Annotated in this window: 15 protein-coding genes; 10 read left to right on the plus strand and 5 right to left on the minus strand. The window is 43.5% G+C overall.

The features are described from left to right. The first annotated feature begins 575 nt into the window (after positions 1-575). The 3 genes from AC3CIA_RS12110 (at position 576) to AC3CIA_RS12120 (ending at position 2,267) form a co-directional block, all read left to right on the plus strand. Entirely contained in the window at positions 576-863 is a 288-nt protein-coding gene (locus AC3CIA_RS12110; protein ID WP_488518165.1) for a hypothetical protein, read from the plus strand. Positions 864-949: 86 nt separating this feature from the next. Continuing rightward, positions 950-1,393: a YaiI/YqxD family protein gene (locus tag AC3CIA_RS12115; protein WP_004734361.1), complete on the plus strand. Its 444-nt coding sequence runs from the start codon at positions 950-952 to the stop codon at positions 1,391-1,393. Between the two features lie 118 nt (positions 1,394-1,511). After that, positions 1,512-2,267, plus strand: a complete 756-nt coding sequence (locus tag AC3CIA_RS12120) for a MipA/OmpV family protein (RefSeq protein WP_065205036.1) — start codon at positions 1,512-1,514, stop codon at positions 2,265-2,267. Positions 2,268-2,372: 105 nt separating this feature from the next. Here the strand turns inward: AC3CIA_RS12120 and AC3CIA_RS12125 are convergent, their stop codons facing one another. The 3 genes from AC3CIA_RS12125 to AC3CIA_RS12135 form a co-directional block, all read right to left on the minus strand. Next, positions 2,373-3,959, minus strand: a complete 1,587-nt coding sequence (locus AC3CIA_RS12125; protein ID WP_146531999.1) for an AbgT family transporter — start codon at positions 3,957-3,959, stop codon at positions 2,373-2,375. A 390-nt stretch (positions 3,960-4,349) separates the two neighbouring features. Next, positions 4,350-4,475, minus strand: coding sequence for a type B 50S ribosomal protein L36 (ykgO, locus tag AC3CIA_RS12130; protein ID WP_010436457.1), 126 nt, complete (start codon positions 4,473-4,475; stop codon positions 4,350-4,352). 1 nt (position 4,476) lies between these two features. Further along, positions 4,477-4,737, minus strand: a complete 261-nt coding sequence (locus tag AC3CIA_RS12135) for a type B 50S ribosomal protein L31 (protein ID WP_004734366.1) — start codon at positions 4,735-4,737, stop codon at positions 4,477-4,479. 124 nt (positions 4,738-4,861) lie between these two features. Here AC3CIA_RS12135 and tsaA point away from each other — a divergent pair, with 124 nt between their 5' ends. From tsaA to AC3CIA_RS12170, 7 genes are all read left to right on the plus strand, one after another. Beyond that, complete coding sequence (gene tsaA, locus AC3CIA_RS12140) at positions 4,862-5,557, plus strand: tRNA (N6-threonylcarbamoyladenosine(37)-N6)-methyltransferase TrmO (RefSeq protein ID WP_488518166.1); 696 nt, start codon at positions 4,862-4,864, stop codon at positions 5,555-5,557. Positions 5,558-5,658: 101 nt separating this feature from the next. Then, complete coding sequence (locus AC3CIA_RS12145) at positions 5,659-7,377, plus strand: proline--tRNA ligase (protein ID WP_488518167.1); 1,719 nt, start codon at positions 5,659-5,661, stop codon at positions 7,375-7,377. Between the two features lie 199 nt (positions 7,378-7,576). Further along, positions 7,577-8,266: a tellurite resistance TerB family protein gene (locus AC3CIA_RS12150; protein ID WP_488518168.1), complete on the plus strand. Its 690-nt coding sequence runs from the start codon at positions 7,577-7,579 to the stop codon at positions 8,264-8,266. A gap of 186 nt (positions 8,267-8,452) precedes the next feature. Beyond that, complete coding sequence (locus tag AC3CIA_RS12155) at positions 8,453-8,656, plus strand: YaeP family protein (RefSeq protein WP_017072685.1); 204 nt, start codon at positions 8,453-8,455, stop codon at positions 8,654-8,656. A gap of 1 nt (position 8,657) precedes the next feature. Further along, the gene (locus tag AC3CIA_RS12160) at positions 8,658-8,849 is read left to right on the plus strand and encodes a DUF4250 domain-containing protein (RefSeq protein WP_004736793.1); all 192 of its coding nucleotides are present in this window, start codon (positions 8,658-8,660) and stop codon (positions 8,847-8,849) included. A 124-nt stretch (positions 8,850-8,973) separates the two neighbouring features. Continuing rightward, positions 8,974-10,296: an IS4 family transposase gene (locus AC3CIA_RS12165; RefSeq protein ID WP_488518169.1), complete on the plus strand. Its 1,323-nt coding sequence runs from the start codon at positions 8,974-8,976 to the stop codon at positions 10,294-10,296. 221 nt (positions 10,297-10,517) lie between these two features. After that, the gene (locus tag AC3CIA_RS12170; RefSeq protein WP_004736794.1) at positions 10,518-10,844 is read left to right on the plus strand and encodes a hypothetical protein; all 327 of its coding nucleotides are present in this window, start codon (positions 10,518-10,520) and stop codon (positions 10,842-10,844) included. Positions 10,845-10,980: 136 nt separating this feature from the next. On the opposite strand, the gene AC3CIA_RS12175 is transcribed toward AC3CIA_RS12170, so the two are convergent. Both AC3CIA_RS12175 and glyA read right to left on the minus strand, forming a co-directional pair. Then, positions 10,981-12,312, minus strand: a complete 1,332-nt coding sequence (locus AC3CIA_RS12175; RefSeq protein ID WP_488518170.1) for an IS4 family transposase — start codon at positions 12,310-12,312, stop codon at positions 10,981-10,983. A gap of 317 nt (positions 12,313-12,629) precedes the next feature. Further along, the gene (gene glyA, locus AC3CIA_RS12180; RefSeq protein ID WP_102516430.1) at positions 12,630-13,880 is read right to left on the minus strand and encodes a serine hydroxymethyltransferase; all 1,251 of its coding nucleotides are present in this window, start codon (positions 13,878-13,880) and stop codon (positions 12,630-12,632) included. Positions 13,881-13,972: the final 92 nt, after the last annotated feature.

The following is a 13,972-nucleotide window of genomic DNA, read 5'->3' on the forward strand; positions in this document are numbered from 1 at the left end:
AGTGGCTGTAATCCTTCAGCTCTTTCCTTTACTTCGCCGTCCTAGCGGTGTCCAATCATCCTGAAAGCTAACAATCCTAGTTAGCGCACATCACTTGTTCCGTGAGCGGTGTCCTTTACATCGTCCTGATGCTAATCCAACCCTTTAAATCCTAAAGGTGTCCATTGTCATTCCGTTGCAGCTAACTTCCTGTTAACTGGCTGTATCCCTACAATGTCCTTACGCTCCATGCTTGACTACTCAATCCTAAGTAACCAAATCTTCATCCTGAAGATAACCAAATCCTTGGTGCTTTCCTGTTCCGTGTCAGAATCCTTCCGACAAGGTTTAATTTACGCGATTTAGGATTTTGGACAATAGATTTGCATCACACTTTCAATTCAATAAAGTTGTTAATTATATAAAACAATTAAAATTCAGCAGTTTAACCATATGCACTTAAATCTCTCTAGTGATGTATTCGTGTTATCTCACAGCCTTTGTAAGAGATCTCTCACAAGCTATGGGCGGTTTTATGATTCGCTATCATTCACCGGAGCGAGTAAAATGACCAAAGACTAAAAATGGAGGTCAACATGCTGACAAAAGATGTGTCTGAAGAGTTGAAATCAGTGCTTGAAGGACTGCAAGCACAAGGGAAAGAGCCGACAGTTGCTTTAGTTAAAGCTCGTATGAGCACATCTGTGCCGATGCCTGCTTTGATCACAACTATCAAGAGCTGGAAAAGTGCGAATCGCGTCCCTAAAGTGGAAGTCGCGACACAAGAAGAGCCGGCACTTGATCGTGTTAGCCAACTGGAAAAGCAAGTCCTTGAACTTACCGCTCGCGTTGCCACGCTTGAAGCTAAGTTAACGAAACAATAAGTTAACTGAACAATAAGCTAACTGGTCAATAAGGCAACTGAGCAATAAGTTGACCGATAAATAAGCTAACAGAGAAATAGAACACTATGAAGATATGGGTTGATGCGGACGCTTGTCCCAAGGTTATCCGAGAAACAATCGTACGCGCAGCTGAACGCACAGGGGTCGAATGTACCTTTGTCGCGAACCATTTGGTTCCCGTTCCCAAGCGTAACAACATTCACTCAATTCAAGTCCCAAGCGGATTTGATATTGCAGATGATGAAATCGTAAAACGCACTGAACCCGGCGATCTGGTGATTACCTCTGACATTCCTCTGGCTGACGAAGTGATCACCAAAGGTGCGCTTGCTTTAAGCTCTCGCGGCGAGCTTTACACCAAAGAGACTATTAAAGCGCGTCTCAACATTCGTGACTTTATGGATACTATGCGTTCAAGTGGTATTCAAACTGGCGGACCAAGCACCCTTTCTCAAACCGACCGTCGTGAGTTCGCAAACCACCTCGATCGCCTATTAGCAAAGCGCTAACCACAGCTTTCTAATGACGACAGCTTTAGAAGTCGTCTCTTACATCGTTGTAGCCCAGATGAAATTTTAATCGACATACTCCGTTCTTGATATTTATTACAATAACGGAGTATTGCTTATGATTCGTCGAATCGCCCTCTCGCTATCCATTGTTTTTGGCAGCACCCAACTTTCTTTTGCTGATGAAGACTTTGCCGATGAACACTTTGCTGATCAAGAATACGGAATCATCGGAGGCAGCATCACCTATGGTGAAAGTGTTTTCTCGACTAAAAGTACCCCTCAATTTGGCGCGACACCCAACCTATTCTATTCAGGTCCAAAAGGCTTTATCGATGGTAGCTTAGCCAATTGGCAACTGCTGCCTTACGTAGGGTTATCTGGAAATTGGCGCTTTGCAGAGGTGTCAGACACTTTTGTAGACCTACCTAACGGCATTCAAGACAGAGATGGTAATGGAGAACTGGGGATAACTTTAGGAACGGTAGGGGCACGCCTCACCTACTTACACGATGTGACTTCAGAACATAACGGCTACGAAGTTCAGCTTCACTTAGGCAGAACATTAGAAACCTGGACGCAACCATTCACTATTACGCCTTACATAGAAATCGACTATCGAGACAAAAAGCTCTCAAATCATCTTTACAGTATTTCCAGCGCCGAATCTTCTTCCTCAGGATTGAGTCAGTTTGATTCTGGGTCAACCCTTGTCTATCAAGCCGGATTCATCGGACTCTACGAGTTTACGCCGACTTGGATTGGTATCGCGAGAGCAGACCTTATTCATCATGATAGCGACAGTACTTTAATCCAACGAGATTTGGGCTGGTCATTGGAGTTTGGCGTCACCTATCGGTTTGCAGGATTGTAAGTTTACTGGCTCATACAAAAAGAGCCTGCATCAATGCAGGCTCTTGGGTATACCATCTTTTATTCAGTTAATAAGCGAATCGAAATGTTCGCCCATCACTGTTAACTAAGGCGTGTAGAAAGTTGCAGCGCCTGGACCTACTGGTAGACCGAATACGAATACCCATAAGTAGAACAAGATACTCCAACCGAACATGAATACCATTGAGTAAGGTAGCATTGTCGCAATCAGTGTACCAATACCTAGGTTCTTCATGTAACGAGTCGCTACTGCAAGGATAAGACCGAAATAGCTCATCATTGGTGTAATGATGTTCGTTGTTGAATCACCGATACGGTAAGCCGCTTGAATCGTTTCTGGTGCATAGCCTACTAGCATTAGCATTGGAACGAAGATTGGTGCTGTTACTGCCCACTGTGCAGACGCTGAACCGATCATCAGGTTAATGAAGCCACACATTAAGATAAATGCGAAGAACAACATTGGACCCGTTAAGCCAATATCTTGTAAGAAGCTAGCGCCACCTACAGCAACGACTTGACCAAAGTTCGTCCACTTAAAGAAAGCAACAAACTGTGCAGCAAAGAAGACAAGAACAATGTACATGCCCATTGAGGACATAGACGTCGCCATTGCATTAATCACATCACGGTCATTCTTCATTGAACCGGTAACTTTACCGTAAACAAAACCAGGAATAGCAAAGAATACAAAGATAAACGCGACGATACTTTTCAGGAATGGAGAGCCTGAAATCGTGCCCGCCTCTGAACGTAGAACACCATCAGCAGGAACAACAGTCCAAGCTAAAAGCGCACTGACGATTAATACTGCAACACCCGCAAACTTAAGGCCTTTCTTCTCAGTATCATTGAGCTTACCCATTGAGTCATTTGAAAGGTCTTCAGACGCGTCTTCGTCGTTGTATTTACCCAGCTTAGGTTCAACAATCTTCTCTGTTACAAATGCACCGGCAATCGAGATAAAGAAGGTCGAAACAAACATGAAGTACCAGTTTGATTCAGGGCCAACAGAGTAAGAAGGATCAAGCATTTGTGCCGCTGTTTCTGTAATACCAGAAAGCAGTGGATCAACCGTACCGATAAGTAGGTTTGCAGAATAACCACCAGATACACCAGCAAATGCTGCAGCTAGACCTGCTAATGGGTGACGACCCAATGAGTGGAAAAGCATTGCTGCAAGAGGAATAAGAACTACGTAACCCAGCTCAGATGCCGTGTTAGAGATAATACCGGCAAATACCACGGTTACAGTAACCATGCGCTGAGATGCGCCCATTACCATGCCGCGCATTGCCGCAGATAATAGACCTGAGTGTTCAGCTATCGCAACACCTAGCATTGCAACAAGCACAGTACCAAGTGGCGCAAAGCCAACAAAGTTCGAAACTAGATTCGTTACGATGAGTTGTAAGCCTTCAGCATTAAGCAGGCTTACAACGTGGATCATGCCATCAGCAGCACGACCGCTAGCACCTTCTGGGCGAGGATCCATTACAGATACTTCGAAGTAACCAGCAATTCCTGAAGAGACTAGGATTGCGACACAGAAGATTGCAAAAAGAGTGATTGGGTGGGGTAAAAGGTTCCCCAAATATTCAACGCTGTCTAAAAAGCGAGTGAAAATAGGTTTCTTTGGTGCGTTGTTTTTTATTGAAGCAGATGAACTCATCTGTTCCCTCCTTGTGTAGTGATTCCTGTGCAATTGTGACAAAAATGTTCAAATTGCCAGCGAAGGGTACGCGACAAAATTATCAATTAGAAATTCAAAATGTTACAAAATGTGTAACAAATAACTATTTTTAACTCTATAAGAACAATTAATTAGCAAATAAATCTACATTAAATACAAAAACTAGATTTATAATTCACAAAAACACATTCACTACAAAAAATAACTGGCGACATAACTCATTGATTCATTTGAAAATAAAACACAGCATACGCTAATTTAACACACAATATTCTGTAAGGTTCCTCTCGAAGGAAAAGAAAAACAGACAAATGAATGAAGTTTGACTTTCCCCTCGTTTTTACACTCGTGTCACATCAATTTGACTGACTATTTTTGAACCGCTTTGAATCTCGGGTTGGATTTACAGATGACATAGTGACGGCCTCTGCGCTTTACTATTTGGCAATCTGGATGACGGCTTTTCGCACTTTTAAGTGATTTTACAACTTTCATTCTATTTCGCTCCCTTACCTAATTGACCAAAGCGACGAGTAAAGTTAGCAACACGTCCCTCTTTATGTAGCACTCTCTGTTTACCCGTATAGAAAGGATGCGATTTTGCAGACACTTCAATCGTGAAATAAGGGTAAGTATTGCCATCTTCCCATTCGATAGTACGTTCTGTTTTCAACGTTGAGCCAATCAAGAAGTACTCATCAACACTGGTGTCGTGGAACACCACTGTGCGGTAGTCAGGGTGGATATTCGGTTTCATTGTATTTCCCTAAATATTAAAATTGATACGTTATAACATATCAAATGATAATTATTATCAAAAGAAAAACAAGCGATTTTATGATATTTTTCCGCCATAGATCGTAATTAGAGAACGTCCACTCATGTACTCCATTGAACCTATTGGCTTTATAGAGTCTCCCTATAAAGAGAAGTTCGCGGTACCCAGGCAGCCTAGATTGGTGCCAACATCCACCTCAAGAGTCAAGTTGGTTGACGCAGCAAACTGCCTTGAGTCTGTGCGAGATATTGAGCAATTTAGCCATGTGTGGTTGTTGTTTTTGTTCGATAAGAACCTTGAAGCAGGCTGGAAACCAACAGTGAGACCACCTCGCCTTGGCGGGAATGAACGTATTGGTGTCTTCGCGTCTCGTGCCACATTCAGACCGAATGGAATAGGCATGTCTGCAGTTGAACTCAAAGGGGTATCTCAAGAAAAGGGACAAACTTGGTTGGACTTAGGCAGTGTTGATCTCGTTGACAGCACACCTATCATCGACATCAAGCCTTATATCCCCTACTCGGATTCGATTCCCGATGCACTAGGAGGGTTTGCCGCCGATGAACCTGAAGTGTTAGATGTGAGCTTCTCGCAGCAAGCCCAAAGTAAGCTGTCTGGTCACCCACAGGCGCGCCATATCATTCAGGTGATCAAAGAAGTGTTAGGCCAAGATCCACGACCCGCCTATAAGAAAGACAAGCCAGACAGTAAAGAATATGCGGTAAATTTGTTCGATCTTAACGTGAAATTCGTTGTCGAAACGCTTTTCATCAATGTTACCGACATTGAACGCTTTTGAGATCCCAAATAGGCTGATATTATATACGGCTATATCAGATTTGCTGTCGTCACTAACTGCAGCAAGTTTTCTTTTATCAATGATGAAACGGATACCATAGAATGCGTACCAGTAACTACCTTCTTTCTACTCTGAAAGAGACTCCAAACGACGCAGAAGTTATCAGCCACCAGCTGATGCTACGTGCAGGTATGATCCGTAAGCTAGCTTCAGGTTTATATACTTGGCTACCTACTGGTCTACGTGTATTGCGTAAAGTCGAAAATATCGTTCGCCAAGAGATCGATAATGCAGGTGCCGTTGAAATCTTGATGCCCGTAGTTCAACCGTTTGAGCTTTGGGAAGAGACTGGCCGTTCTGAAAAGATGGGTCCTGAGCTACTTCGTTTCACAGACCGTCATTCTCGTCCGTTTGTTCTTAGCCCAACAGCAGAAGAAGTGGTAACGAGCCTAGTACGTAACGAGATCAGCTCTTATAAACAGCTTCCTCTAAATCTGTACCAAATCCAGACTAAATTCCGCGATGAACGCCGCCCTCGTTTTGGCGTAATGCGTGCACGTGAATTCTCTATGATGGATGCGTACAGCTTTGATATCGACAAAGAAGGCTTAGAAAAGTCTTACCAAGCGATGCACGATGCTTACTGTAAAGCATTCGACCGCATGGGCCTTGAGTACCGTCCAGTATTGGCAGACTCTGGCGCAATCGGCGGCAGCGGCTCTCAAGAGTTCCACGTTCTTGCTGAAAGCGGCGAAGACCTAATCGCATTCTCTTCTGAGTCTGATTACGCAGCGAACATCGAGAAAGCAGAAGCACTAGCTCCAACGACTGAAGCGGCAGCGCCAACTCAAGAGATGGAACTTGTTGATACGCCAAACGCAAAAACCATCGCAGAGCTTGTAGAACAACACGGTCTAGCAATCGAGAAGACAGTTAAGACTCTATTCGTTAAAGCATCTGATGAAGTAGAAGCAAATATCATTGCACTGATCATCCGTGGTGATCACGAACTGAACGAAGTGAAAGCAGAGAACCTTCCACAAGTTGCTTCTCCGCTAGAGATGGCTTCTGAAGAAGAAATCCGCGCACTTGTTGGTGCAGGTCCTGGTTCACTTGGCCCTGTTGGTCTAGAGCTACCATTCATCGTTGACCGCTCTGTAGCAGTAATGAGTGACTTCGGCGCTGGCGCAAACGTAGACGGTAAGCACTACTTCGGCATCAACTGGGGTCGTGACGTTGAGCTTGCTCAAGTTGAAGATCTACGTAACGTTGTTGAAGGCGACCTTAGCCCATGTGGTCAAGGTACTATCCAGCTTAAGCGCGGTATCGAAGTTGGTCACATCTTCCAACTAGGTAATACTTACTCTAAAGCAATGAACTGTAACGTGCTTGGTCCTGATGGTAAGAGCGTAATCCTAGAAATGGGTTGTTACGGTATCGGTGTTTCACGTGTTGTTGCATCTGCTATCGAGCAAAACCACGACAAATTCGGTATCACTTGGCCAGACGCACTAGCGCCGTTCCAAGTTGCTATCGTACCAATGAACATGCACAAATCTGAGCGCGTTAAAGAAGCAGCTGAGAAGCTATACGCTGAATTAACAGCTATGGGTATCGAAGTACTATTCGATGACCGTAAAGAGCGCCCAGGTGTAATGTTTAAAGATATCGAGCTAGTGGGCATCCCTCACACTATCGTTATCGGCGATCGCAGCATGGACGAAGGTAACTTCGAATACAAAAACCGTCGTACTGGTGATAAAGAAGCTATCGCTATGGACACGGTTATCGAGCACCTTAAGGCTCAACTAGCTAAGTAATCCTATTTGCTAGCTAATAAATATTTAGTTAGATATTGAAAGGCTGCCACTAGGTGGCCTTTTTTGTGCCTGTCGTTTCTCTTTAAACTCCCTTCTATTTATCACTAGAGTAAATAACGTAAGTTAATCCCCTGTTCATCTTCAAATCCGTATATTGGTGTCATCAACTTTTTGGACATGCTCACCATTGGAGGTATCGATGGATATCAAAAGCTTACTGAACCAAGCACTTAAATCAGATCTCGTTAAACAAGGCACTCAGAAACTGTCACAAGGATCTTCAAGTTTAAGTGGCCTTTCTAAAGGCAGCAATGGCAAGAGTAGCAGTAAAAGTACACTAGGCGCCTTCGGTGCAGGCGCAGTTGGCGGCGGTCTGTTAGGTGCGTTAATGGGCTCTAAGAAAACCAAGAAAATGGGTAAGAAAGCCGCTGGTATTGGTGGTGCAGCGGCACTTGGCGCACTCGCTTACAAGGTCTATAACGACTATCAATCTAAACAAGGCCAAACACCGAATGTCGAACAAGCTCAATTTGATGAGAACGACTCAAACCATAGTGTGCTGATTCTAAGATCTATGATTGCTGCATCCAAAGCCGATGGTCATGTCGATGAGGAGGAAATGGCCAAGATCGAGCAAGCGGTCGAAAATATGGGTGCGGACTATCAACTGACTAAATTGGTCTCTGAAGAACTTCACAAGCCACTCGACCCAAGCGAAATCGCTCAACTGGCAACGTCGCCTCAACAAGCGAGTGAGATTTATTTAGCCTCTTTGATTGTAGCGGATGAGCAAAACTTCATGGAGCAGGCTTACCTCAAAGAACTAGCTAAGCAACTCAACCTTGCTGATGAAGTTACTTATCAACTTGAACAACAAATATCCGGCTAATCATTAGATACTAAGCGACTCGTAAAGAACGACTCAAATGGCAAGCTAGCAAAGTAATACATTGAGCATTAACAGAATGAGATATTGAGCAAGAACAAACTAACTCTGAACTTAATCAGATCCACTTTGTTTTTGCTTATCTCTATGTGTATATTGAGATCAGTTATCATTTGGTTAGGTATAAAAATGAAAGTATACGATTGTTGTGATTTGGTGCGTGCACTGTATTCTCAAATTGGCAGTGGCGACCAAGGCTATATCCCTAAAGCGATCACCTGCGCGGTAAAAACATTGAATGACCTTGCTGCGGATGAGTCTCTTCCTAAAGAAGCAAGAGATAGTGCTGCATTTGCCGCAGCTAACCTACTGATCTCAGATTTCGAGGACTAATATGAACCTCGCTAACTTTGAAAAGATGGACTCTGTGATGTTGATGAGCATCGTCAACATGAAGCTCCGTGACGACTTCGGCGGTGATTTGGATCGAGTAGTCAACTTCTACGAAATCGACAAAGCAGCCTTGATCGCAAAACTTGCGTCTGCTGGTTTTGAGTTTCTTCCAGAAGCCAAACAGTTTCGATAGTCATTTAAAACAAACTTGATTTTGAAAGGCCAGCCTCAGTGTTTAATGCCGATCGTTTAAGAAGACTTGAACGATCCTGCAGTTAGAAGATAATCCTCATCAACAATGTTGATGGGGATTTTTTATGCTTGAACAAGAATTAGCAATGGCACACGAGACCATTGAAGATGCCGATAATTATGAATCTGTCGTCGACGCTATTCAGATTGAGTGGATAGAACAAGCTCTTCTTGAAACAAATAAAGCGAGCATAAGACGACGCCGACTTCCCGCGCAGCAAGCTGTCTGGTTAGTTATTTGGATGGGGTTGCAACGCAACATGTCTATCAAAGAGGTATGCAGTTCATTAGACATTGCGCTTCAGCCTAAACCTGAAGATAGTTGGTCTCGTGTCGCACCTAGTGTCCTAACTGATTCACGTCGACGTCTAGATGAGAGCCCATTAGCAGCTCTATTTAACACAACGGTGAAGGCTTGGCACGGAGATATCCTTCAACAAGACAGAGACTTAGAACTTAATGTACTTGCTGTGGATGGAACAACATTTAGATGTCAAGATTCCACAGAGAACGCTGAAGAATTTGGGTTCATCTCTAAAAAATTGAAACCTTACCCTCAACTTCGTTTAGTCGCTTTGATGTCAACAGAAACACGAATGATTATGGGGGCGGCTTTTGATGGTTGTCATGTCGGTGAAACGACCTTAGCTAAGCGCCTATTCAATGATATCCCCGCACACTCATTGACCTTACTTGATCGTTGTTATTTCTCGGCAGACCTTTTGTTGTCGTGGCAAGAGAGTGCGGAAAATACTCACTGGTTAATGCCTGCAAAACGTAAACTACGCTATGAAGTGTTGGAGAAATATGCGGAAAACGACATGCTCATTTCAATGCCTATCTCTCCTCAAGCTCAACGGCAGAATCCGAATTTACCCGCACGTTGGGAAGCCAGATTAGTCCTATATCAAGAGCCAAAAGGTGAGATAAAAGGTTTTATTACTTCACTTACAGACCCTAGCAAATACTCGCTAGAAAGCCTGCTGCGTGTTTATTGGCAACGCTGGGAGATTGAAGAGGGTTATGGTGAAATTAAACAGACTCAACTGCAAAGTCACGTCACTTTACGAAGTCGTTTTTCTGCCGGTGTGAAGCAAGAGCTTTGGGGCGTATTACTTGCCTATAACTTAGTGCGATTAGAGATGGTTAAGATAGCTTCAGAAGCCGGGGTTCGAGCGACTAGGGTAAGCTTTACTGCTGCAATTAACCTTATAGATGCTCAGTTACGTTGGTTAGCTTTAAGTCCAGACGGAACCCTACCAGTCAAACTTAAAAGGATGAGAGAAAGTCTGAGTCACTTCATTCTTCCAGATAAAAGAAAGGACCGAACGTTTCCACGTTCAGTCCTCTTTGTTCCAGCCAAATATCCGTTTAGGTTCAAGCAGTAATGCTTATCCGAACGGCATTAAGCCTCAGTGTTGGTCTTTTTTATTGGTGATACGTATTGGATAAACATGTAGTTAACCAGTTATAAATTATCTGTCTACATCTATACTTTTATATCTTAGAGTCAACGAACGCTCCTTGAACCGAAGCGTATTGTTGTATAGGCTACCTCAAATAGCATATAAAACTCATCACCCAATCTGATGATAGCGAAGGATTAACAATGAAAAGACTCGGACTTTTGGCAGTTTTCGCTGCAACACTGACTGCAGGTTGCGCTTCAAATACACAGCAAGACAACTTTCGTGAAGCCTCTTTTGAGCTGTGTAATACCGAAGTCGATATCTACTCAGTAAGCCATGATGAGCGAATTCGTATCGTCTGTTCTGATGGTTCTAAATTCGCTTTGAACAGCGAAGATACACTAGAAGTAATGCGTGATATCAACATCGACTACTGCGATGGTGAAGGCTTAGGCAAATTCAACGAGAGCCGCAGCTACTACTCGTTTAGATGTAAGTCAGGTACTTTACTGAGCATCAAAAAGTAAAACCGATACCAACAAATAGCAAAGGGTTGATGTGCAAACATCAGCCCTTTTTAGTACCTGCCTTTCTGTATTCTCAGATAACCCAACGCTCATACCGACCAATACAAAAAAGGCCCCTATACAGGAGTAATGCCAGTCAGTTAAGCTGACTGGCATTTTTTCTATTCGTTGCATATTTCTTAGGTTTCAGTTTCACCCAACGAGGATAACTTCTATCTTCTCTTCGAGGTGGTAGGATAAACATCGATATTTGCTGTAGTAGTACTTCATAGTGTTTGGGTAGTTTCCCAGGACTCGTTAAAGGTAAAGCTGCAAAGTATTGAGTCACAGCCATGGCACTACTCGTAAAGCTTAATTGATTCGGCCAGACGCTATCTAACTTGCTCGCTGCCTTTGTCATAACCTGCCTTATAAGGTTATAGGCTAACAAAATCCCCCAGAGCTCCTGTTTGACCATATCTGGGCGCTTACTTCGCAATGTATACTCACTATCAAGCAAGGTTTGCTTCATTTCCCTATAACCTAATTCGATTTCCCAACGGTAGCGATAGAGCTCTACAATGTCTTCACCAGGAAAGTGCAACCCATCACGCATTGATGTAAGCACCTGATATTTCTTTCCTTTGATAATTTTCGACACTAACCGTGCTTCTATTATCTCAGGGAGGTCACTGAATTTCTTTCTTGCTTGAGGTGTCGTTTTTATAGCAACGATAGCGTCACTCTGGCTATATTTATGAACGACTTCATACTGAAAGTCCTTTCTCACAGGGAGCATCCAATGTCTTTCTTGGCCTACTTTATTCCAGCGATTAAGTAGCCCTAGAGAGTAATATCCTTTGTCAAAAATAGTCAGAGAATGATCGGGGGTTTGTTCAATGAGTTCTTCTGCAAGGCGCATTTCGTTGGTTCGATAGTCAGAGAATGCACTATCGATTATCTGATGACTCGTAAGCTCCATCAGACAAACCATACGTACCTTAGGGTAAATATTTTCAGCTGATTGATTGCGCTGTGCTTTAAACTCTTGATGATTTTCAGGTGTATCTGTCGTTCTCCAAACGACACCATCGACGGATAGAAGGTTTAGTCCACACCAAGTTTCGAAGTTAGACGATTGATAGCTATGCGCTGCCATCTTCTTAAAGACTTGCTTAACACCTTCTTCGCCCAATCTCTGTCTCGCCTGAACAACAGCGCTTGGGGCAACAAAACGTTGTTTGTCTGGCAGGACAATATCGAGTTGATTAGCTATATCCCAAACAGATTGTTGTCGAAAAAGACTCATTCCTACAACGGACCAAAGTACAGCCTCTAAAGGTAAACGCCTTCTTCTCACCGTTGCGACCCCCGCTTGTTCGAAGCCTTGCTGAATAAGGTCTGGGCTAAGAATGTCAGAATATCTATCAAAGTGATGAAAGGTGTTACATGATCGAAAAGTATTCGCAAGTTGGCTTTCTAAAGACATAAAAAATCCGATATTAGTTTCCTAATATCGGATTTTGAAGCCTTTTGAGGATCGGTCAAATGATCTCACAAATTTCTTAACTGATCGGCATTACCCTATACAGGAGCCCTTCAAATCGTATGTTTCAATCAAATAGATTTAGTTCAAGGAAAAGGCGCGGAGTTTTCAGCACCTTTCCCTAAAACAAAAAGGGACTCAATGAGCCCCTTTAAAAGTACTTTTCAAAGTAGTCGTTTGAAATTTTAGGAGAGCACGCGGAGCTTACGGATGTAAGTGAGCATGCTCGACAACGAAGTTCAAATTACTACGAAGAAAAATTAAGCGTAAACCGGTAGACGCTTACAGATCTCTAGTACTTTTGCTTTAGTTGCTTCGATAACAGACTCATCACCCATGTTATCTAGGATGTCACACATCCAACCTGCTAGCTCTTTCGCGTCAGATTCTGAGAAACCACGACGAGTGATAGAAGGAGAACCGATACGGATACCTGAAGTAACGAACGGGCTACGTGGATCGTTTGGTACTGAGTTCTTGTTCACTGTGATGTTAGCTGAACCTAGTGCTGCATCTGCTTCTTTACCTGTGATGTCTTTGTCGATTAGGTCAACTAGGAACAGGTGGTTCTCTGTAGAACCTGAAACGATGTTGTAACCGCGTGCTAGGAATTCAGCAACCATTGCTTTTGCATTAGCAACTACGCGAGCTTGGTATTCTTTGAATTCTGGCTCTAGAGCTTCTTTGAACGCTACTGCTTTACCAGCGATAACGTGCATTAGAGGACCGCCTTGGCCGCCAGGGAATACTGCTGAGTTTAGCTTTTTGTAAAGATCTTCACCTTCGTTAGAAAGGATAAGACCACCACGAGGACCAGCAAGCGTTTTGTGCGTTGTAGTTGTTACAACGTGAGCGTGTGGCACTGGGTTCGGGTAAACGCCTGCAGCGATTAGACCGGCAACGTGAGCCATATCTACGAAGAAGTAAGCACCTACTTTGTCAGCAATTTCACGCATGCGCGCCCAATCACAAACTTGAGAGTAAGCTGAGAAACCACCAATGATCATCTTAGGTTTGTGCTCGATAGCTAGCGCTTCCATCTCTTCGTAATCGATTTGACCTGCTTCATCGATACCGTAAGGGATTATGTTGTAAAGCTTACCAGAGAAGTTTACCGGAGAACCGTGAGTTAGGTGACCACCGTGGGCTAGGCTCATACCTAGAACAGTATCGCCAGCATTCAGTAGTGCCATGTATACAGCGTTGTTTGCTTGAGAACCTGAGTGAGGTTGTACGTTCGCGTATTGAGCGCCAAACAGTTCACATGCACGTTCGATTGCTAGAGTTTCAACTTTATCTACGAACTCACAACCACCGTAGTAACGCTTACCAGGGTAGCCTTCAGCGTATTTGTTTGTAAGTTGAGAACCTTGAGCTTCCATTACACGTGGGCTTGTGTAGTTTTCTGAAGCGATAAGTTCGATGTGCTCTTCCTGACGAAGAGTTTCTTCTTGGATAGCTGCGAATAGGTCCGCATCGTAATCAGCAATGTTCATGTCACGCTTAAGCATCTGTATCTCCTGACTCAGATTGTACTGAAAGTTTCAAAAAAACCACACAACGACCGAAAGCAAACGTTTCCGTCACCGTTTTGATGTGACGC

The organism is Vibrio sp. QJM3NY_27 (assembly GCF_057785955.1).